This is a genomic window from Variovorax jilinensis, from assembly GCF_030316885.1.
Taxonomy (GTDB): domain Bacteria; phylum Pseudomonadota; class Gammaproteobacteria; order Burkholderiales; family Burkholderiaceae_C; genus Variovorax; species Variovorax jilinensis.
Genome location: NZ_JASZYQ010000003.1, coordinates 518,758 through 538,697 on the forward strand (window position 1 = coordinate 518,758; position 19,940 = coordinate 538,697).

The following is a 19,940-nucleotide window of genomic DNA, read 5'->3' on the forward strand; positions in this document are numbered from 1 at the left end:
CCATCTGTCACACAACCGTCACGAGGCCCGCCTAGCCTCGACGACCCGTCTCCAAAGCCCTGGATCCGGGTCGAAGCCACCCTCGGCGCTACGATCGGGCACGTCCCCCACTCCACTCTCCATGCAAAACGGAACCCGCCTCGCGGTGGTCGATCTCGGATCGAACAGCTACCGGCTCGAAATCGGCCAGGTCGACCACGGCCAGATCCAGCGCACCGAATACCTCAAGGAAACCGTGCGCCAGGGCAACGGGCTCGACGCCGACCGCAACCTCACGCCCGAAGCCATGCAGCGCGGCTGGGACGCGCTCGCGCGATTCGGCGAGCGCCTGGCCGGCTTCAAGCGCTCGCAGGTGCGAGCCGTGGCCACCCAGACCCTGCGCGAGGCCCGCAACCGCGACGAATTCCTGCTGCGCGCACGCACGATCCTGGGTTTCGGCATCGACGTCATCACCGGCCGCGAGGAAGCGCGCCTGATCTACCAGGGCGTGGCACATCTGCTGCCGCACACCGACGCCTCGAACCGCGAGCGGCGGCTGGTGGTCGACATCGGCGGCCGCTCGACCGAGCTGGTCATCGGCCATGCGCTCGAGGCCGAGGTCATGGAGTCCTACCGGGTCGGCAGCGTGGCCTGGTCGATGAAGCATTTCCCCGAGGGGCAGTTCACGCCGCAGGCCTTCCAGGCGGCCGAGATCGCCGCCAAGGCGGTGCTCGACGATGCCCTGGCCACCTACGTGCCCGACCGCTGGGACGTGGCCTACGGCGCCTCGGGCACCATCGGCGCGGTCGGCGACGTGCTGGCCGCGGCCGGCAACGAACCCGGCCTGATCACGCGCGAGGGCCTCGACTGGCTGGTCGATCGCCTGCTGCGCGCCGGCAGCGCCGACCGGCTGCGCATCGAAGGCATGCGCGAGGACCGCCGCGCCGTGATCGGCGGCGGCGTGAGCGTGCTGCGCGCGGTCTTCGACCTGCTCGAGATCGACGAGATGAAGGTGGCGCAGGGCGCGCTGCGCCACGGCGTGCTCTACGAGCTGCTGGAACGCGACGACGTGGTCGCCGACCTGCGCACCACCACGGTGGCGCGCCTCGCGAACCGCTTCCCGGTCGATGCCGCCCAGGTCAAGCGCGTCGCCGAGACCGCTTCGGCGCTCTATCTGCAGCTCGATCCGGCCGCCCGCGGCGGCAGCACCACGAGCCGCGCCGGCCGCGCACTGCGCAAGCTGGGCTGGGCCGCGCAGCTGCACGAGATCGGCGCCCAGATCTCGCACAGCGAATACCACAAGCACAGCGCCTACATCCTCGACAACGCCGACGCGCCGGGCTTTGCGGTCAACGAGATGCACGGCCTGAGCCAGCTGGTGCTGGGCCATCGCGGCAAGCTGCGCAAGGTGGCGATATCGCTCGAGGACGAGATCTTCACCGCCCAGCTGATCGCGCTGCGGCTGGCCGTGATCCTGTGCCACGCGCGCCGCGAGCCCGATCTCGGGGGCATCCGCCTCGAGCGGGCCGACAAGCGGGTGTTCGGCATCGCCTGCCGTCCGGACTGGGCCGGCCTCTATCCGCAATCGGCCTATCTGCTGCGCGAGGAAGTCCTGGCCTGGCAGAAGACCGCGTGGCGGCTCGAGCTGGCTGGTGCCTGAGGCAGACCGGCGCGGCCAGCGGCGCTAGAGAAGCTCCGCCGCCTGCACCGTCACCACCACGGTCTGCACGTCGCCGTCGCGCTCGCGCGTGCGAATCCACCAGACCGCGCCCTTGCGTACCGGGCAGCTGTCCTGCTGCAGGCCGAGCAGCAGCGAAATGGCCTGCCCCAGCGACGGCTGGTGCCCGACCAGCAGCACCACAGACTTTCCGTTGGGCCAGCCGGCCGCGGCCAGCAGCGCGTCGGCCGTGGTGTCGGGCGCCAGTTCGGTCCGCAGCTTGTACTTGCGCCCGAGCGCCAGCACCGTCTGCTCGCAGCGGCGCGCCGGGCTGCTGACGATGCGCGTGCCCTCGGGCAGCTGGCGGTCGAGCCAGGCCGCCATGCGCTTGGCCTGCTTCTCGCCGCGCGAGGTCAGCGCGCGCTGCATGTCGTCACAGCCCTCCGTCCAGTCGTCGGCTTCGGCGTGGCGCCAGAAAATGAGGTCCATGGTCGAGTTCAATCCCTGGATGCCGCGCGGCTGCGGCCGCGCGAGGCGTAGCGGTTCATGAGGGCGGTCTGCGCGCCGTGGGCCTCGATGGCGCGCGAGGCGCCCTCCTCGCCCGGATGCGTGTCCTTGTGGACGCGGTGATAGACGCCGTCGGCGCCCAGGTCCCAGGCATCGCGACCGTCGTGCAGGTAGGCCACGAGGCATTCGTCGATCAGGCGCTGGCGCAGCACCGGGTCGGTCACCGGCCAGGCGAGCTCGATGCGGCGCAGCATGTTCCGGTTCATCCAGTCGGCGCTCGAGAGGTACAGCGATTCGTCGGCACCCTCGCGGAAATAGAAGACCCGCGAATGCTCGAGGAAGCGTCCGATCACCGAGCGCACCCGGATGTTGTCGGTCAGTCCGGGCACGCGCGCCGGCAGCGTGCAGGCACCGCGCACGATCAGGTCGATCTTCACGCCCTTCTGGCCGGCCCGCACGAGTGCCGCGATCAGCGCCTCGTCGGTCAGCGCGTTCATCTTGGCAACGATGCGCGTGGCGTCGCCCATCGCCGCCGCGGCACCGAGCGCGTCGATGCGCGCGATCAGGTTGCGGTGCAGGTCGAAGGGCGCCAGCCACATGCGGTTCAACTTCGGCAGCCGGCTCTGGCTCGCCAGATGGAAGAACACCGCTTCCATGTCGGCCGTCAGCAGCGGATCGGCCGTCAGGTGGCTGATGTCGGTGTAGAGCGCCGCGGTGCGCGGGTTGTAATTGCCGGTCGACAGGTGGCCGTAGCGCACCAGCTTCTTGCCCTCGCGGCGCGTGACGAGCAGCATCTTGGCGTGGGTCTTGAGGCCCACCACGCCATAGACCACCTGGGCGCCGATCGACTCGAGCATCTCGGCCCAGTTGATGTTGGCCTCCTCGTCGAAGCGCGCCTTGAGCTCTACCACCACCGTCACTTCCTTGCCGCGGCGCACGGCCTCGCGCAGCAGGTCCATGAGCTCGGAGTCGGTGCCCGTGCGGTAGATGGTCTGCTTGATCGCGAGCACCTGCGGATCGGTGACCGCCTCGCGCAAGAAGGCCAGCACGCCGCCGAAACTCTCGAAGGGCTGATGGATCAGCACGTCGCTGCGCTGCAGCCGGTCGAAGAAGGACTGGCCCGGCGACAGCGTGATCGGATAGGAGGCCTGATAGGGCGGGAACTTCAGCTGGGGTTCGTCGAGCAGGTCGATCAGCTGCGTGAGGCGCGCGAGATTGACCGGCCCGTGGACGCGGTAGAGCGCCTGCGCCGGCAGCTCGAACTGCGCCAGCAGGAAGCTGGCGAGCGACTCCGCGCAGCTGGCCGAGACCTCGAGCCGCACCGCCTGGCCGAAGTGCCGGTGCTGCAGGCCCTGCCGCAGCGCGGTGCGCAGGTTGCGAACGTCTTCCTCGTCGACCGCGAGATCGGAGTGGCGGGTGACGCGGAATTGCGAGAACTCGCCCACTTCCCGACCGGGAAACATGCTCGAGAGATGCGCCCGCACCACGCTCGAAAGCGCGATGAACAGGGTCTTGCCGCCGGACACCTTGGCCGGCATGCGGATCACGCGTGGCAGCACGCGCGGAACCTTGACGATCGCGATCGGGTTCTCGCGCCCGAAGGCGTCCTTGCCGCCGAGGCGGACGATGAAGTTCAGCGACTTGTTCGCGACCTGCGGGAACGGATGCGCCGGATCGAGACCGACCGGGATCAGCAGCGGCCGCACCTCGCGCTCGAAATACTCGTGCACCCACTTGCGCTGCGCCGGATTGCGCTCGCCGTGCGAGATGATCTCGATGCCCTGGCTCGCGAACGCCGGGATCAGGCCATCGTTGTAGAGCGCGTACTGGCGCGCCACCAGCGAATGCGAGGCCGCCGCCAGCCGCTCGAAGGAATCGACCGTGTAGTTGCCCTTGTGCTCGCCGGCCACGCTGGCGGCCAGGTGCGGCGCGGCGCGCACCTCGAAGAACTCGTCGAGGTTCGACGACACGATGCACAGGTAGCGCAGCCGCTCGATCAGCGGCACCTCGGGCCGGTAGGCCCAGTCGAGCACCCGCTCGTTGAAGGCCAGGATCGCATGATCCCGGTCGAGCAGGGTCAGGCTGGGGGCAGGTTCGGCGGGCGCTGTTGTTTTGTCCGGATGGGCGGGCGACATGAAGTGGGATTCTGTAACAACCTCCGCATCAATGCTCGAAGGTCGGAACATGACAGTGTCGGGGCCGAATATGTCAGATCGATGACGAACGCGTGACGGCCGGGCGACTCAGCGCGCCTCGAAATGCCGCCGGTAGCGCGCCGGCAGGTCGTCGATTCGCATCAGCATCGGCAGGTCGGCGGTGTTGAAGTCCGGGTCCCAGGCCGGCGGCCCGAGCACCTTGGCGCCGAGCCGCAGATAGCCCTTGATCAGTGCCGGCGGCTCGACCGCAAGCCCGCCGTCGAGCCGCTGGACCGGCAGCGGCAACCGCGGCTGGACCTGGAACTGGATCGGCGCCATGTGGCTGGCCGAGACCTGGCGCCAGATGCTCGCCGCCGCGTCGCCGCTCACCACGCCGGCATGCCACATCGGGATGCTCGCGCAGCCGATCATGGTGTCGAGCCGGTTGCGATCCATGAACCCCGCCAGTGCGCCCCACAACGCGAGGATCACGCCGCCCTGCCGATGGTCGGCGCGCACGCAGCTGCGGCCGAGCTCGACCATGCGCGCGCGCAGGTCGCGCAGCCGCGTGAGGTCGAACTCGATGTCGCTGTAGGTGCTGCCGACGCGCCGGGCCTGGGCCGGCGTGAGCACGCGGTAGGTGCCGATGACCTGGTCGGTGGATTCCTCCCGCACCAGCAGGTGCTCGCAGAAGTCGTCGAACAGGTCGATGTCGTGGCCGGCCAGCGGCGTCGAGAGCCGTGCGCCCATCTCGCCCGCGAACACCTCGTGGCGCAGGCGCTGGGCGGCGCGCACCTCGTCGAGGTGACGGGCCCAGCTCACGCGGATGCCCGAGCCGGTCGCCGGCGCGGCCGGCTCCGGGCGCGCAGGAACCGCTATTGCAGCGCCTCCGCGCAGGCCCAGCCGGGCGAATGCGAGGGTCGGAATCGGCAGTTCTTTCATGGCGTCCCTTTCTGCCGGGCAGTCTCGGCAGCGGGCATGAAACCAGCATGTCGATACGAAGGCATTTGGATGACGGCACGCGCGCCGGCCCGCTTGGGCGTTTAATGCCGCAGATTCCCTGACTGGAGATTGCATGCCCGACGAACCCACGACGATCGAGGTCGAGACCCGCCGCCACCAGATGTTCCCCATCCTGAGCGCTGCCGACATCGCGCGCATCCGGCGCTTCGGCAGCGTGCGGCAGCACGCGCGCGGCGACTGCCTGTTTCGCGCCGGCGATCCCGGACCCGGCATGTTCGTGGTGCTCGAGGGGACGGTCTCGATCACCCAGCGCGACGGCCTCGGCCACGTGGTGCCGATCGACCACCAGGGGCCGGGCCAGTTCCTGGCCGAGATCGCCCAGCTCTCGGGCCGGCCGGCCCTGGTCGACGGCCATGCCGAGACCGATGTCCAGACCCTGCTGGTGCCGCCGGACCAGCTGCGCGCCCTGATCATTGCCGAGGCCGACCTCGGCGAGCGGCTGGTGCGGGCGATGATCCTGCGCCGCGTCGCCTTGATCGAATCGGGCGCCAGCGGGCCGGTGCTGATCGGCCCGCCGCAGTCGGCCGGCGTGTTGCGGGTGCAGAACTTCCTCGGCCGCAACGGCTACCCATGCCACGTGGTCGATGCCACCCGGGACGCCGACGCCGCCGCGCTGCTCGAGCAGTACGGCGAGTCCGAACTGCTGGTGGTCTGCCCCGACGGCTCCGTGATGCCGAACCCGACCGAGCATGCGCTCGCGCGCTGCCTGGGCATGGTGGACACCATCGCCCACGACGACCTGTTCGACGTCGTGGTGGTGGGCGCCGGGCCGGCCGGACTCGCGACCGCGGTCTATGCGGCCTCGGAAGGGCTGCGCGTGATCGTGATCGACTGCCGCTCCTTCGGCGGCCAGGCCGGCGCCAGTGCGCGGATCGAGAACTACCTGGGCTTTCCGACCGGCATCTCGGGTGGCGCGCTGGCCGGACGGGCCTACGTGCAGGCACAGAAGTTCGGTGTCGAGATGCTGATCCCGGCGCAGGTCGAATCGCTGGACTGCAGCGCGGCCGAGACCCACGGCCGGGTCACGGTGCTGCTGACCGACGGCCGGCGGATCACCGCGCGCACCCTGGTGATCGCGAGCGGCGCACGCTACCGGCGCCCCGAAGTGCCGCGCCTCGCGGAATTCGAGGGTCGCGGCATCTGGTTCTGGGCCTCGGCGCTCGAGGCCCGCCTCTGCGAGAAGCAGGAGGTGGCGCTGGTGGGCGGCGGCAACTCGGCCGGGCAGGCCGCGGTGTTCCTGTCGCAGCATGCGGCCAAGGTCAACGTGCTGGTGCGCGGGCCCTCGCTCGCCGCCACGATGTCGCGCTACCTGATCGACCGGATCGAGGCCAGCGACAACATCGAGCTGCACCCGCACACCGAATTGCTCGCACTGCACGGCGATCCGGCCGGCGGCGGCCTGAACGGTGCCACCTGGCGCAATCGCCTGAGCGGCGAGCACGAGGACTGCCCGGCCCGCAACATCTTCCTGTTCATCGGCGCGGTGCCCGAGACCGACTGGCTCGCGGGCTGTGGCGTGGTGCTCGACAAGCACGGCTTCGTGGTGACGGGCCAGGCGGCGCGCGGAGGCTTTCCGGCCCGCACGGCGGCGGCCCTCGAATCGAGCGTGCCGGGCGTGTTCGCGATCGGCGACGTCCGTTCGGGCTCGGTCAAGCGCGTGGGCGGCGCGATCGGTGAAGGGGCCGCGGTGGTGGCGCTGATCCACCAGCATCTGGCCGCGCAGCCGCAGGCCGACGCCACGGCGCCTGCGACGATCTGAAGGGCTATGCTTTGCGGCTCCGCCGCGCGCCGGCGCCATCCATCGATTGCCAGGACATGCCCCAAGCCCCCATCGACGTCTATTCCTGGGCCACGCCCAATGGTCACAAGGTCCACATCATGCTGGAGGAGTGCGGCCTGCCCTACGTCGCGCACCCGGTGAACATCGGCCGTGGCGACCAGTTCGAACCGGCCTTTCTCGAGATCAGCCCCAACAACAAGATCCCGGCGATCACCGACCCCGACGGACCCGACGGCCAGCCGATCTCGCTCTTCGAATCGGGCGCCATCCTGGTGTACCTCGCAGGCAAGACCGGCCGCTTCCTGCCCGAGGGCGACAGGGCTCGCTTCGAGGTGCTGCAGTGGCTGATGTTCCAGATGGGTGGCGTCGGACCGATGCTCGGCCAGGCGCATCACTTCCGCCTCTATGCGCCAGAGAAGATCGGCTATGCGATCGACCGCTACAGCAACGAGGCCAGGCGCCTGTACGGCGTGATCGACCGCCGGCTGGCGAGCCACGCCTTCATCGCCGGCGAGAGCTACTCGATCGCCGACATCGCGATCTTCCCGTGGCTGCGCAGCTGGGAAAACCAGGGCATCGTGCTGACCGAATATCCGCACCTGAAGGCCTGGTTCGATCGCATCGCCGCACGGCCCGCAGTGCAGCGCGGCGTCAAGGTGCTGGCCGATCTGCGGCAGCCGCTCACCGGCGACAAGGACCGGGAGACGCTGTTCGGAAAGACCCAATATCAGCGGCGTTGAGCATCCGACCCGCGAAGCCCTCTCCGCTCGGGTTAGAATCGAAGGCTCGTCGGGGTGTAGCGCAGCCTGGTAGCGCATCTGGTTTGGGACCAGAGGGTCGAAGGTTCGAATCCTTTCGCCCCGACCAACAACAAACGTCATGCCCGCAGCGATTCCGGTCGCTGCGGGCATTGTCGTCATGGGCTCCCGGCCCCCCCCCGGCGGCGCCACTTGCGTTCCTCGATTCATGCGCCGCCTTCTCGCCGCCTGCCTGCTCGCCCTCCCCCTGCTCGCCTATGCGGCACCGCGCACCTGCCGTGTCGTCGGTATTTCCGACGGCGACACGTTCACCGCGCTTTGCGACAACGGCATCAGGCAGGAACAGATCCGCGTGCGCTTCAATGCCATCGACGCGCCCGAGCGCCAGCAGGCCTTCGGCACCCGCGCGCGGCAGGCGCTGTCGCAGCTGATCTTCGGCAAGGAGGTGGATCTCGACTGTCCGAAGACCGACCCCTACGGCCGCAGCGTCTGCAGGGTGATGGTGGCGCCGAATTCGGCACCCGACGGCCCGCGAACGCTCGACGCCGGCCTTGCAATGCTGACGATCGGGATGGCCTGGTGGTACCGCGCCTACGCGGGCGAACAGACGCCCCAGGAACGCGGTCAGTACGAATTCGCGGAGCAGGAGGCACGTGCGAAGCGTGCGGGGCTCTGGCGCGACGCCGACCCCATGCCGCCCTGGCAGTGGAGACAGGCGCGGCGCACCAAGCCGCAGGGCGTCAACTGACCGGGAGTTGCTCGGGCAAGGGTCCGGGATCGGCGTCGCCGTGCTCGTTCTTGTCCTTGTCCTTGTCCTTGCTGCGTTCGCGGCCCAGGTCCTCGATCATCTTTTCGCCGACCGGATCCTTGCCGTCCAGCGGCACCGATTCCTCGGCGCCGAGTTCCGGCTCGTCGTTGCTGCTGGAGTCGGCGGGGCTGCGTCGGGCGTCGTTCATGGGTGGCTCCTCAAAGGCCAGACCATGGACCGGAAGCCGCAACAGCAAGCTCGGGCAATGGCGCCAGCGGGTGTCGGCCGCCGCCCACATCGCGGTGCGTCGGCCTCGCGCAGGCCCGGCTTCCTATAATGCGCGGCGGACCAGCCTGCTGCGGCGTGCTTTCCGCTCCGAACAAGTCGCGGTAGCTCAACCGGATAGAGCACCAGCCTTCTAAGCTGGGGGTTACGGGTTCGATTCCTGTCCGCGACGCCATTTCCATCTCGCCATTTCGCCATTTCGCCATTTCGTCTTGCTGCCGCCGCACCCGCGCTGCTGCGGGTAGGAATGCACCTTCCTCGTCTCGCGCCCGCCGCCGAATCGCCGGCGCTGCACGCCAGGGCACATTGAATTCACGGTCACGGCAAGACCTCGAAAGTTACTCCGAGGCCGCGAAGGCCCTCCGATCAAGGGAAACCTGTCGGAGGGCCTTTCGTTATCCGCTTTCGGTTTGAGCGCGCCGCGACGAAGATGCGAGAGCAATTTCCGGAGCGCGCATGACCACCCACCACCGCCCTTCCACCCTCGTTCACGGCCTGCCGCGGCGCGCTGTCGCTGCTGCACTCATCGCGGCGCCCGCGCTGTGGCTCGGCGCCCGCGCTCAGGCGCCGGTCACGCGGCGCGCCACGCCTTCGCAGACCGAAGGACCGTTCTACCCCGTGACACTGCCAAAGGACATGGACGACGACCTGCTGCGCAACGGCAAGCTGGCCTATGCCGCGGGCGAGCCGAGCTGGGTCGGCGGCACCGTTACCGATCTCGACGGCCGGGCCCTGCGCGGCGCCGTCGTCGAGATCTGGCAGTGCGATGCCGCAGGCCACTATCACCACCCCGGCGATCGCGGCCGCGCCGACGCCGCCTTTCAAGGGTTCGGCCGCGTGGCGGTCGATTCCGAGGGCGGCTATCGCTTTCGCACCATCCGCCCGGTGCCCTACACGGGACGCACGCCGCATATCCACGTCAAGGTGAAGCTCGGCGACAGGGAACTGCTGACCACGCAGCTCTACGTGGCCGGCGATCCGAACAACGAACGCGACTTCCTCTGGCGCAATCTGCCCGACGACGCCAGGGCCGCGGTGACGGTGCCTTTCGAGCGCGGCCCGGACGGGTGGAAGGCGCGCTTTCCGATCGTGGTCGCAGCCGCCTGAGCTGCCTGAGCTGCCTTTGCCTGCGGCGCCCTCAGCGACGCCGCAGGAAGCCTTGGGCGGGCGCGAACCAGTCGATGCGCGAATCGCCGAAGCCCGCGGGTGGCTCGAAGTCGCCGGTGAACAGCGTCCGCTCCTCCTCGAGCAGCAGCCAGCGCGACTGCGGATCGCCGGCCTCGACCCATTGCAGGCCCACGCCGGCGAGCGCGCTGCGCTCGGCCCATGGCGCCTCGGCCTCGGGCCACAGGGCCTGGGCGCGTTGCAGCGCAAGCGGCCGTTGCATCTGCAGGCGGGTCGACACGATCCAGCGCACCGGCCCGGGCGCCGAGGCGCGCAGCCATTCGAGATCGCCCTCGTCCTCGACCGCGGGATCGATCAGCGCCCAGCCGCCGGCCGCGTGGCCGACGAAATAGCTGTTGCGCAGCACGCCCGCATGGCGCGCGGTCAGGCGCACGATGCGCGGCGACATCGCCATCGCCAGGCCATGCCCGAGCTCGTACCGGCCATGGCCCGCGCCCTCGGGATCGATCCGCCCGATCTCGGCGTAGGCCGGCTCGTCAGGGTTGACGGGCAGTCGCCCGGCCGGGCCCGAAGCGAGCCTCGGCATCACGAGCGGAATGCGGCTCAGGGCCCGCGCATGCGCGAGGCAGTCCTCCGCGCTGTCGAAGGCGGCAAGCTGCAGCAGTACGCGGCGCGTGACGTTCATGAGGCGCAGGCCGCGCTCGGGCGCGACCGCATCGGCGGGACGCAGCCACTGGTGCTCGACCGTCTCGCGGCCGTCGGGGCGAGCGGTCTGACTCGGCGGCGCCAGGGCGACGAAGAAGCGGGTGTCGAAGCGCCGCGGCATGCCGGGCGGCGTGAGCCAGTGGGCGAAGTAGGCCAGCCGCTCGGCGTCGAACTGCCAGCCACGCTCGGCACACAGCTGCAGCCAGGCCTCGGCGCCGCCGGCTTCGGCGCGCGCGCGCAGCGCGGCGACCTCGGCTTCGGCCAGCGTGTCGAGCGCCACGGCCCGCCCGTCGTCCGTGCGCGCGAACAGCAGGCCGGCCTCCTCGAAGCATTCGCGGATCGCGGCGATGTAGAAGTCCAGCCCCCCGGAAGGCAGTTCGAGCGTGCGGCTGGCCGCGAGGTCGGTGACGCTGCCGCAATGCCCGTGCAGCAGGCGGTCGTGCGGATCGACGCCCCCACCCGGGAAGACGCTGGCGCCGCTGTTCTGGTCGGCCTCCTTCTCGGCGCGGCGCAACATCAGCACCTCGAGTCCGGCAGGGCCGTTGCGCAGCACGATCAGCGAGGCGGCGAAACGGATCGGGCGCGGCGCGGCGGGCGGAGGAGCGGAGGTGGATTCGGTCATGGGCTGGCGGAGTTTTTACCAGCATCCGCAAAAGGGGGGAGGCGCCCGGCCCGCCGGGAACCGACACTCCTGCGAATCTGCGGAGGTCGGCGGCGTGACGAAGAAGATCCAGCTCAACGAGGAACAGTGGCGGCAGCTTCTGGCGCTGCGCGAGGCGCACCTGAGGCGCCATGCACCGGCCGAGGCCTTGCAGGTCTCGTGGCGGCTGCGCTCGAACGGGCTGGTGATCGCCGACCGAGAGGGCCGGACCCACCTTACGGCCCAGGGTCTCGCACGCCTGAGCCAGGGCCGCTGAGCCGCTTCAGTCGGCCAGGCGCAGGCCCTTGCGGTCGACGCTCTCGACGATCTCGCGCAGCGAGTTGCTCCCCAGCCGTGAAAGCGCGAACAGCTTTCGCGCGGGCAGCCGAACGAGGTCGCGCACGGTGTTGAGCTGGTTCATGCGCAGCAGGTTGGTGGTGCGGTCGCACAGCTGCAGGACGGCAATGTCGGCGTCCAGGATCTGGGGCGGTGCGGGAAGGACGGCGAAGGCCGAATCGTGCGTCTCCATGGTTCTGGCGTGCTGGTGGTGGGGATGCCTGAAACTTGCACACTTCGTGCCACCCACCAACGGGACCCCGCACCTTGAAAATCATCTGTGAATTCAAGCACTTCGCCTGAATTCGACACACAAGACTGTCCGAATTTCAGACCATTGAGTCTTTATCAGACAGGGTTTTCCATGAGCCGTCCGGCCCGCCCAAGCGGCTGGTGACGAAATCGAGAAAGCAGCTGATGCGGGCCGAGACCTGCGTGTTGCGGTAATAGACCGCGTTGATCGGCTGACGCACCTCGACCGTCTCGCGCGCCAGCAGCTGGACCAGGTCGCCGCGCATGCGGTCGTCCGCGGTCATGAAGTCCGACAGGCAGGCGATGCCGGCCCCATGCAGCACGAGCTGGCGCAGCGTCTCGCCGTTCGAGACCGCGATGGCGGGCGTGATCGGCCATTCGTCGCCGTGCGGACCGCGCAGCGGCCAGCGGTTGAGCGCCTCGGGCTGGGTGAAGCCCAGGAGGGTGTGGCCGGCAAGGCCGGCCGCATGGCGGGGCCGGCCATGCGCGGCGATGTAGGCCGGGCTCGCGTACAGGCGCAGCCGGCTGGTGGCGATCGGCCGCGCGTGCAGCGTCGAATCGCGCAGCGCGCCGATGCGGATCGCGATGTCGGTGCGGCGCTCGAGCAGGTCGATGTTGAGTTCGTCGGTGTCGAGCTCGAGCTCGATGCCCGGGAAGGCGCGCCTGAAGGCCGGGACCAGCGGCACCACCGCATGCAGCATGAAGGGCGAGGCGGCATTCACGCGCAGCCGTCCGGCGGGCTGCTGCCGGCGCGCGGCCATCAGTTCCTCGGCCTCGTCGATCGAGGCCAGGATCGCGCGTGCCCGGGCCAGGAAGGCATGGCCCTCCTCGGTCAGCTCGAGCCGACGCGTGGTGCGGCGCAGCAGGGTGGTGTCGAGCTTGCGCTCGAGCCGGCCGAGCGCGCGGCTGACGCCCGAGACGGTCTGGCCCAGGCGCTCGGCGGCAGCCGTGATCGAGCCGCCGTCGACCACCGCGACCAGCGTCTGCAACTCGTCGACCGTGGTCTTCATGGTCCGTCCATTGTTGATTTTCAAGCAAGTATATTGTGCTCATCATGGTCTTTTTCTGCAAAGGTCGAAGGCCCACACTCGCACCCTGATTTCCAAGGAGTGCGTTTCCATGCCCATCGCCCTGCTGGCTCTGACCCTCAGCGCCTTCGCCATCGGCACGACCGAGTTCGTGATCGTCGGCCTGCTTCCCACCATCGCGGCCGACCTGCGGATCGGTCTGCCCTCGGCCGGCCTGCTGGTCAGCCTCTATGCACTCGGTGTCGCCATCGGCGCGCCGGTGCTGACCGCGCTCACGGGCCGAGTCCCTCGCAAGGCGCTGCTGCTGGGCCTGATGGCGCTGTTCACGCTCGGCAACCTGCTGGCCTGGAAGGCACCGGGCTACGAGACGCTGATCGCCGCGCGCATCCTGACCGGCCTCGCGCATGGCGTCTTCTTCTCGATCGGCTCGACCATCGCCACCGGCCTCGTGCCCCGGGAGAAGGCGGCGAGCGCGATCGCGATCATGTTCACGGGTCTGACGGTGGCGCTGGTGACCGGCGTGCCGCTGGGAACCTTCATCGGCCAGCACTTCGGCTGGCGCGAGACCTTCCTCGCGGTGGCGGCGCTCGGCGTGATCGCCTTTGCCGGCAGCGCCGCCTTCGTGCCCGGGGACATCCGCCACACGCCGCCGGCCTCGCTGGCGCAGCAGTTCAAGGTGCTCGGCCAGCCGCGGCTGCTCATGGTGTACGCCACCACGGCCATCGGCTACGGCGGCACCTTCATCCCGTTCACCTTCCTCGCCCCGCTGCTGACCGAGGTGTCGGGCTTCAGCGCCGGCGCGGTCGGCGGCGTGATGCTGGTGTACGGGCTCTCGGTTGCGGCCGGCAACATCTGGGGCGGCAGGCTGGCCGACCGCCGGGGCCCGATTCCCGCGCTCCGGATCATCTTCGCGCTGCTGGCCGCGGTGCTGCTGCTGCTGAGCTTCACGGCGCCTTCGAAGTGGCTGGCGCTCGCGACCGTGCTGCTGTGGGGTGCGGTGGCCTTCGGCAACGTGCCGGGCCTGCAGGTCTATGTCGTCCAGCAGGCCGAGCGCTACACGCCGCAGGCGGTCGACGTCGCCTCGGGCCTCAACATCGCGGCCTTCAACCTCGGCATCGCGGGCGCGGCCTGGGCCGGCGGCTTCGTGGTGACGCACCTGGGACTGGTGCACACGGGCTGGATCGGCGCGCTGGTCGTGATGGTGGCCTTCGCACTCACGGTCTGGAGCGGCCGGCTCGACCGTGCCCGCGACGCCTCGCCCGCTTCTTCTTCGATCGACTTCAACAACCCCAGGACCTCGTCATGACCGCACACCTCAACATCCCGCCCTTCGGCCTCGGCACCTTCCGCCTGAAGGGCCAGACGGCGATCGATTCGGTCGCCACCGGCCTCTCGCTCGGCTACCGCGCGATCGACACCGCGCAGATCTACGGCAACGAGGCCGAAGTCGGCCAGGCCATCGCGCAGAGCGGCGTGGCGCGCGAATCGATCTTCCTCACGACCAAGATCTGGACCGACAACTACGCCGAGGACAAGCTGGTGGCCAGCCTCAAGGACAGCCTGGTGAAGCTGCGCACAGACCATGCCGACCTGGTGCTGATCCACTGGCCCTCGCCGGGCGGCACGGTGCCGGTCGCCGAGTTCATGGATGCGCTCGCCGATGCCCGCCGGCAGGGGCTCGCGAAGCAGATCGGCGTGTCGAACTTCAACATCGCCCTGATGCGCGAAGCGATCGCCGCGGTAGGTGCCGACGCGATCGCAACCAACCAGGTCGAACTCCACCCCTACCTGCAGAACCGGAAGGTGGCGGCGTTTGCGGCCAGCCAGGGCATACCGATCACTTCCTACATGACGCTGGCCTACCGGGCGGTGCTCAAGGACCCGGCCATCGAACGCATCGCCGCGGAGCGCGCGGCCACGCCTGCACAGGTCACGCTGGCGTGGGCCATGCAGCTGGGTCACGCGGTGATCCCTTCGTCGACGCAGCGTGCCAATCTGGCGAGTAATCTGCTGGCCCAGGAGCTCCGTCTAGACGATTCGGAAATGGCACGCATCGCGGCGCTCGAACGCAACGGCCGGCTCGTCGACCCCGAGGGGCTGGCGCCGGCCTGGGACTGACGCGCGCCGGGCCGCCCGTCGGCATCACATCGTGCGCACCTGGAGCGCGTTGTCGACGGTGGTCACGCCCTGCACGCTGCCCGCGAGGTCGCTGGCGCGCGTCCTGGCCGCCTCGCTGGGCGCCGAGCCAGTGAGACGGACCACGCCGGCCTTGGTGTCGACATCGATCCGTTGGGCGCTGAGATCGCTGTCCCGGGCCAGGGCCTTGTGGACCGACAGCGTGATGGCGGCATCGTCGACGCTGCCCATCGCGGCGGCACCCGCGCCCTTGATCGCATCCTTGATCGCGGCCGCGTCCTGCTTCGTTTCCGGCGAGGCGATGAAGGCGCGTGTCTTGTCGCGCGCGGTCTCGGCCAGTTCCGCGGCTTTCTCGGCCGCAGCGGCTGCGGCCGCGCCCGTCTTGTCGACTGCGGCGTCGATCTGGCGGCGGTCTGCATCGGCCTGGCTGCCGCCGCGGTCGGTGCAGGCGGTGAATGCCAGCACACAACTGGCGGCGGCGATGGCGATGAACAGTCGGCTGTTCTTCATGGTGGAAGCACTCCTTTTCGAAGCCTCCCAGGCTAGGCCAACAGAACCTGCATGGCCGTCGAGCGGCGGCGCAATCCGCCGTAGGTCGAGCGCGCATCGAGCCCGGCGGGCCGCGAACACGCCGGCTCCCGCGCCCGCAGGCGCGGCTAGCGCGGCGGCGGGAAGCGCTTGATCATCGTGCGGCCCAGGCTCGTGATCTCGTGCACGGTCGCCGCCGGCTGCGTGTAGCCGTTCAGCGTGCGCAGAGGCCGCGGGATGTCGGCCTTGATGTGGCCCGCCATGCGCAGCACGCGCACGGCGTCGACCTCGGCGCCGCCGGCGACGGAGATGGGCAGCTCGCAGGCTGCCAGACGATGGAGTAGGTTCATGGCCACCGCGCGAGTATGCCGGCTCGCCCACCTACACTCGCGACACACTTCGAGCCACCTCCCATGCACATCCAGGATGCCGTCGCCAGCCGTCACTCCGTCCGCGCCTTTCTTCCGACCCCGGTCGATGGCGACACGATCCGCCGCGTCCTGACAGAGGCGGCGCGCGCGCCGTCCGGCGGCAACCTGCAGCCCTGGCACATCGACGTGGTGACCGGCGATGCGCTGCAGGCGCTCAAGGCCCGGGTGCAGGCACGGATCGCGAGCGGCGAGCCCGAGGCGAGCGACTACGACATCTATCCCCCCGCGCTGCGCGCACCCTGGCGAGATCGCCGCTTCCAGGTCGGCGAGGCGATGTATGCGCGGCTCGGCGTCCCGCGCGAGGACAAGGCCGAGCGCCGGCGATGGTTCGCGCGCAACTTCGATTTCTTCGGGGCTCCGGTCGGGCTGTTCTGCTCGGTCGACCGCACCATGGGCCCGCCGCAGTGGTCGGACCTCGGCATGTACCTGCAGACCGTGATGCTGCTGCTGCGGGGAGAAGGCCTCGACAGCTGCGCGCAGGAATGCTGGGCGATCTATCCGAAGACGGTCGGCGCTGCGCTCGGCCTGCCCGAGGAACGCATGCTGTTCTGCGGCATGTCGATCGGCCTGCGCGATCCGGCGCATCCGCTTTCGCAGTTCGAGAGCGACCGTGCGCCGCCCGCGGAGTGGCTGCGCTTTCACGGCGCCTGAAAGCCGGCGGCCGCGCCCGGGGCACCTGCGATGCCGGCCTCAGCGCGGCGCCGGCGGTGCGGCGGCGAAGCGCGGCGCGCGGCGCTCGAGGTTGGCGCGCACCGCCTCGGCCTGATTGGCGCTGCCGATCAGGGCCTTCTGCTCGATCGACTCGGCCATCAGCAGCTCGGCGGCGCCCTGCCCCATCGCGGCGTTGAGCAGCCGCTTGCCGGCGCGGATCGCGTCCGGGCTCTTCTGCGCGATCTCGTGCGCCATGGCGAGCGCCTCGGTCAGCGGGTCGGCCGAGAGCCGGGTCGCGAAGCCCAGCGCCAGCGCTTCCTCGCCCGAGAAGACGCGGCCGCTGAAGGTCAGCTCGCGCACCACGTCGTCGCGCGCCAGTTCGCGCATCAGCACGATGCCGCCCATGTCCGGCACCAGGCCCCACTTGATCTCCATCACCGACATCTTCGTGTCCGGCGCCACGAGCCGCACATCGGCGCCGAGCGCGACCTGCAGGCCGCCACCGAAGGCCACGCCGTGCACCGCGGCGATCACGGGCACCGGCACCTGGCGCCACACCATCGCGACCTGCTGGGCGGCATTGGCGATGCCGTGGGTGCGCGCCAGCAGGTCCTGCGGCACCGCGCCCTGGCCGATGACGCCGCTGCCGCCCTGCTGCAGGCGCTGCATGGACGCCATGTCGAGGCCGGCGCAGAAGGCCTTGCCTCGGCCCGCGATCACGACCGCGCGCACTTCCGCGTCGCCGCACAGTCGCGCGCCGGTTTCGAGCAGGGCATCGAACATGGCGGGATCGAGCGCGTTCATCTTGTCGGCGCGCGAGAGCTGCAGTTCGACCACGCCGTCGGCATGGCGGATGGTTTCGATGCGATCGGTCATGGTGATGTCTCCTGTGGGATGGCTGGCCCGGAGTATCGAGGCTCGGCGATGATCGCGCTGTCGCCCAGTCAACATCACCCGCCCCCATGCCGATCGACCGCCGCCAGTTCCTTCAATCGAGCGCCGCCGCTGCGCTGGTTGCGCTCGCGCGCGAGGGCAGCGCCGGAGCGGCCGACGACGGCCGGCTGGGTTTCGAGAGCGTGCCGGCGACGCTGCGCGATGCGGTCACGCTGCCGCCCGGCTATCAGGCGCAGGTGCTCTATCCCTGGGGCGCGCCGACCGGCATCGCGGGCGCCATGCCGGCCTTCGCGCCCGACGCGTCGAACAGCGCCGACGACCAGGCGCTGCAGGCCGGCATGCACCACGACGGCATGCACTTCTTCGCGCTCGACGGCCGCAGCGACCGCGGCCTGCTCGTGCTGAACCACGAGTACACCGACGAGCGCCTGCTGCATGCCGACGGCGCGAAGCCCTGGACCGCCGACAAGGTGCGCAAGTCGCTGCATGCGATGGGCGTGTCGGTGGTCGAGGTCGAGCTCGGCCCCGCGGGCTGGCGCCAGGTGCTGCCCTCGCCTTTCGCGCGACGCATCCACGGCCGCACGCCGATGCGCATCGCCGGCCCGGCCGCGGGCCACGCGCGCATGCGCACGGCGGCCGACCCGGGCGGCAGGCGCGTGTCGGGCACCTTCTCCAACTGCGCGATGGGCGTCACGCCCTGGGGCACCTACCTCACCTGCGAAGAGAACTTCCAGGCCTACTTCGGCGGGGACAAGCAAACCCTCGCGGGCATCGGCCCGGCCGAGCGCCGCTACGGCCTCGGGACGGGCAGCTGGTCCGACTACTGGCAGGCCGACGAGCGCTTCGACCTCGGCAGGCATCCCAACGAATCGAACCGCTTCGGCTGGGTGGTCGAGATCGATCCCTTCGACCCCGCCTCCACGCCCGTCAAGCGCACCGCGCTCGGCCGCAAGCACCAGGAGAGCGCCACCTGCGCGCTGACCCGCGACGGCCGGCTCGCGGTCTACATGGGCGACGACTCGAGCTTCGAATACATCTACAAGTTCGTGAGCCGCGACAAGGTGCGCCCCGGCAGCGATGCGGCCGCGCGTGCGGCCAATCGCGACCTGCTCGACACCGGATCGCTCTACGTGGCGCGCTATGACGCCGACGGCCGCGGCCGCTGGCTCGAACTGCGCCACCGCCACGGCGGCATCGACGGTGCGAGCGGCTTTGCCGATCCGGCCGAGGTGCTGATCCATGCGCGGCTGGCCGGCGACATCGCGGGCGGCACGCGGATGGACCGGCCGGAATGGATCGCGATCCATCCGGGCAGCGGCGAGGCCTATGTCGCGCTCTCGGCCAATCCGCTGCGCGGCGCGGCGGGCATGCCGGCGGCCGACGCCGCCAACCCGCGCGCCGGCAACGTCTTCGGCGGCATCCTGCGCTGGCGCGAGGACGGCCGCGATGCCGGCAGCCTGGGCTTCTCGTGGGACCACTTTGCGCTGGCCGGCGATCCGGCCATCGAAGGCGCCGGCGTGCGCTATCCCGACGCGCAGGCCGACGCCTTCGGCAACCCGGACGGCCTGGTCTTCGACAGCGGCGGCCTGCTCTGGATCCAGACCGACATGAGCGGCCGCGCGATCGCCCGCGCACCGCTGGCCGCGCTCGGCAACAACCAGATGCTGTGCGCCGACCCGGCCACGGGCCGCATCAAGCGCTTCCTGGTCGGGCCGGCCGGCTGTGAAGTCACCGGCTGTGTCCTGACGCCGGACCGCCGCAGCCTGTTCGTCAACATCCAGCATCCGGGCGAGACGCGCGAAGGCGCGAGCGGCACGCCCAACAGCGCCTGGCCCGACGGCACGGCGCCCGGCAGCGCACGGCCGCGTTCGGCCACCGTGGTCGTGCGGCGCCGCGACGGCGGTATCGTCGGCACCTGAACCCGAAGGAAGAACACCTCATGCCCATCCGCATCGTCCGCCTCGGCAGCGACCGCGCAGCCGGCGAAGGCCTGCGCATCGGCACCGTGCGCCGCCCGCCGCGCGGCGTGCCCAAGGCCGAGTTCGCGACGCGGAACTGGTACGACGTCTGGTACCCGAACCTCGCACCTTCCGTCGAGGCCATGAAACAGGCCCAGGCGGCGATCGTCTCGGGCGTACCCGCGCAGTGGACTGCCTTTGCGCGCAGGTACCGAAGCGAGATGGCCAAGGCCGATGCGAGCCGCAGCCTCGACCTGCTGGCCGCGCTCTCGCACGAGGCCGCGTTGTCGGTCGGCTGCTACTGCGAGGACGAGGCGCGCTGCCATCGCTCGCTGCTGCGCGCGCTGCTGGCGGAACGCGGCGCGGACATCGCCGGCTGACGAG

Annotated in this window: 21 protein-coding genes and 2 tRNA genes; 13 read left to right on the forward strand and 10 right to left on the reverse strand. The window is 70.1% G+C overall.

The window, feature by feature from the left end:
• Positions 1-121: 121 nt before the first annotated feature.
• On the forward strand, positions 122-1,639 hold the full coding sequence (locus QTH87_RS13975; RefSeq protein ID WP_286609803.1) for a Ppx/GppA phosphatase family protein: 1,518 nt from the start codon (positions 122-124) through the stop codon (positions 1,637-1,639).
• A gap of 24 nt (positions 1,640-1,663) precedes the next feature.
• Here the strand turns inward: QTH87_RS13975 and QTH87_RS13980 are convergent, their stop codons facing one another.
• From QTH87_RS13980 to QTH87_RS13990, 3 genes are all read right to left on the reverse strand, one after another.
• Positions 1,664-2,125: a SixA phosphatase family protein gene (locus QTH87_RS13980; protein WP_286609805.1), complete on the reverse strand. Its 462-nt coding sequence runs from the start codon at positions 2,123-2,125 to the stop codon at positions 1,664-1,666.
• 8 nt (positions 2,126-2,133) lie between these two features.
• The gene (gene ppk1, locus QTH87_RS13985) at positions 2,134-4,278 is read right to left on the reverse strand and encodes a polyphosphate kinase 1 (protein WP_286609807.1); all 2,145 of its coding nucleotides are present in this window, start codon (positions 4,276-4,278) and stop codon (positions 2,134-2,136) included.
• Positions 4,279-4,386: 108 nt separating this feature from the next.
• Positions 4,387-5,220, reverse strand: coding sequence for a GNAT family N-acetyltransferase (locus QTH87_RS13990; protein ID WP_286609809.1), 834 nt, complete (start codon positions 5,218-5,220; stop codon positions 4,387-4,389).
• A 133-nt stretch (positions 5,221-5,353) separates the two neighbouring features.
• Between QTH87_RS13990 and QTH87_RS13995 the strand changes: the two genes are divergently transcribed.
• The 4 genes from QTH87_RS13995 (at position 5,354) to QTH87_RS14010 (ending at position 8,587) form a co-directional block, all read left to right on the forward strand.
• Entirely contained in the window at positions 5,354-7,060 is a 1,707-nt protein-coding gene (locus tag QTH87_RS13995) for an FAD-dependent oxidoreductase (protein WP_286609810.1), read from the forward strand.
• Between the two features lie 56 nt (positions 7,061-7,116).
• Positions 7,117-7,821: a glutathione binding-like protein gene (locus tag QTH87_RS14000; RefSeq protein WP_286609812.1), complete on the forward strand. Its 705-nt coding sequence runs from the start codon at positions 7,117-7,119 to the stop codon at positions 7,819-7,821.
• Between the two features lie 50 nt (positions 7,822-7,871).
• A tRNA-Pro gene (locus tag QTH87_RS14005) sits at positions 7,872-7,948 on the forward strand.
• 12 nt (positions 7,949-7,960) lie between these two features.
• Entirely contained in the window at positions 7,961-8,587 is a 627-nt protein-coding gene (locus QTH87_RS14010; RefSeq protein ID WP_353506148.1) for a thermonuclease family protein, read from the forward strand.
• On the opposite strand, the gene QTH87_RS14015 is transcribed toward QTH87_RS14010, so the two are convergent.
• Positions 8,580-8,795: a hypothetical protein gene (locus tag QTH87_RS14015; protein ID WP_286609814.1), complete on the reverse strand. Its 216-nt coding sequence runs from the start codon at positions 8,793-8,795 to the stop codon at positions 8,580-8,582. The two genes, QTH87_RS14010 and QTH87_RS14015, sit on opposite strands and share 8 nt — an antisense overlap.
• 175 nt (positions 8,796-8,970) lie before the next feature.
• Between QTH87_RS14015 and QTH87_RS14020 the strand changes: the two genes are divergently transcribed.
• Both QTH87_RS14020 and QTH87_RS14025 read left to right on the forward strand, forming a co-directional pair.
• Positions 8,971-9,047, forward strand: a tRNA-Arg gene (locus tag QTH87_RS14020).
• Positions 9,048-9,328: 281 nt separating this feature from the next.
• On the forward strand, positions 9,329-9,979 hold the full coding sequence (locus QTH87_RS14025) for a dioxygenase family protein (RefSeq protein WP_286609816.1): 651 nt from the start codon (positions 9,329-9,331) through the stop codon (positions 9,977-9,979).
• A 31-nt stretch (positions 9,980-10,010) separates the two neighbouring features.
• Here the strand turns inward: QTH87_RS14025 and QTH87_RS14030 are convergent, their stop codons facing one another.
• Positions 10,011-11,324, reverse strand: coding sequence for an NUDIX hydrolase (locus QTH87_RS14030; protein WP_286609818.1), 1,314 nt, complete (start codon positions 11,322-11,324; stop codon positions 10,011-10,013).
• Positions 11,325-11,418: 94 nt separating this feature from the next.
• Here QTH87_RS14030 and QTH87_RS14035 point away from each other — a divergent pair, with 94 nt between their 5' ends.
• Entirely contained in the window at positions 11,419-11,619 is a 201-nt protein-coding gene (locus tag QTH87_RS14035; RefSeq protein ID WP_286609819.1) for a hypothetical protein, read from the forward strand.
• Between the two features lie 6 nt (positions 11,620-11,625).
• Here the strand turns inward: QTH87_RS14035 and QTH87_RS14040 are convergent, their stop codons facing one another.
• Complete coding sequence (locus QTH87_RS14040; protein WP_286609821.1) at positions 11,626-11,871, reverse strand: DNA-directed RNA polymerase subunit alpha C-terminal domain-containing protein; 246 nt, start codon at positions 11,869-11,871, stop codon at positions 11,626-11,628.
• Positions 11,872-12,007: 136 nt separating this feature from the next.
• On the reverse strand, positions 12,008-12,940 hold the full coding sequence (locus tag QTH87_RS14045; protein ID WP_286609822.1) for a LysR family transcriptional regulator: 933 nt from the start codon (positions 12,938-12,940) through the stop codon (positions 12,008-12,010).
• A 109-nt stretch (positions 12,941-13,049) separates the two neighbouring features.
• Here QTH87_RS14045 and QTH87_RS14050 point away from each other — a divergent pair, with 109 nt between their 5' ends.
• Both QTH87_RS14050 and dkgB read left to right on the forward strand, forming a co-directional pair.
• Positions 13,050-14,264 carry an MFS transporter gene (locus tag QTH87_RS14050; RefSeq protein ID WP_286609824.1) on the forward strand — a complete coding sequence of 405 codons (1,215 nt, stop codon included), beginning with the start codon at positions 13,050-13,052 and terminating at the stop codon, positions 14,262-14,264.
• The gene (gene dkgB, locus QTH87_RS14055; protein WP_286609825.1) at positions 14,261-15,076 is read left to right on the forward strand and encodes a 2,5-didehydrogluconate reductase DkgB; all 816 of its coding nucleotides are present in this window, start codon (positions 14,261-14,263) and stop codon (positions 15,074-15,076) included. Before QTH87_RS14050 ends, dkgB begins: the two co-directional genes overlap by 4 nt.
• Before the next feature lie 24 nt (positions 15,077-15,100).
• Here dkgB and QTH87_RS14060 read toward each other — a convergent pair whose 3' ends face one another.
• Positions 15,101-15,604, reverse strand: a complete 504-nt coding sequence (locus QTH87_RS14060; protein WP_286609827.1) for a BON domain-containing protein — start codon at positions 15,602-15,604, stop codon at positions 15,101-15,103.
• Between the two features lie 146 nt (positions 15,605-15,750).
• Entirely contained in the window at positions 15,751-15,972 is a 222-nt protein-coding gene (locus tag QTH87_RS14065; protein WP_286609829.1) for a hypothetical protein, read from the reverse strand.
• Positions 15,973-16,035: 63 nt separating this feature from the next.
• Here QTH87_RS14065 and QTH87_RS14070 point away from each other — a divergent pair, with 63 nt between their 5' ends.
• Positions 16,036-16,704 (forward strand): nitroreductase, encoded by a 669-nt coding sequence (locus tag QTH87_RS14070; RefSeq protein ID WP_286609831.1) that lies wholly within the window; start codon positions 16,036-16,038, stop codon positions 16,702-16,704.
• 39 nt (positions 16,705-16,743) lie between these two features.
• Here QTH87_RS14070 and QTH87_RS14075 read toward each other — a convergent pair whose 3' ends face one another.
• Positions 16,744-17,580 (reverse strand): crotonase/enoyl-CoA hydratase family protein, encoded by an 837-nt coding sequence (locus QTH87_RS14075; protein ID WP_286609833.1) that lies wholly within the window; start codon positions 17,578-17,580, stop codon positions 16,744-16,746.
• Between the two features lie 86 nt (positions 17,581-17,666).
• On the opposite strand from QTH87_RS14075, the gene QTH87_RS14080 reads away from it, so the two are divergent.
• Together QTH87_RS14080 and QTH87_RS14085 are read left to right on the forward strand one after the other, a co-directional pair.
• On the forward strand, positions 17,667-19,517 hold the full coding sequence (locus QTH87_RS14080) for a PhoX family protein (RefSeq protein ID WP_286609835.1): 1,851 nt from the start codon (positions 17,667-17,669) through the stop codon (positions 19,515-19,517).
• Positions 19,518-19,537: 20 nt separating this feature from the next.
• Positions 19,538-19,936 (forward strand): DUF488 domain-containing protein, encoded by a 399-nt coding sequence (locus QTH87_RS14085; protein ID WP_286609837.1) that lies wholly within the window; start codon positions 19,538-19,540, stop codon positions 19,934-19,936.
• Positions 19,937-19,940 lie beyond the last annotated feature (4 nt).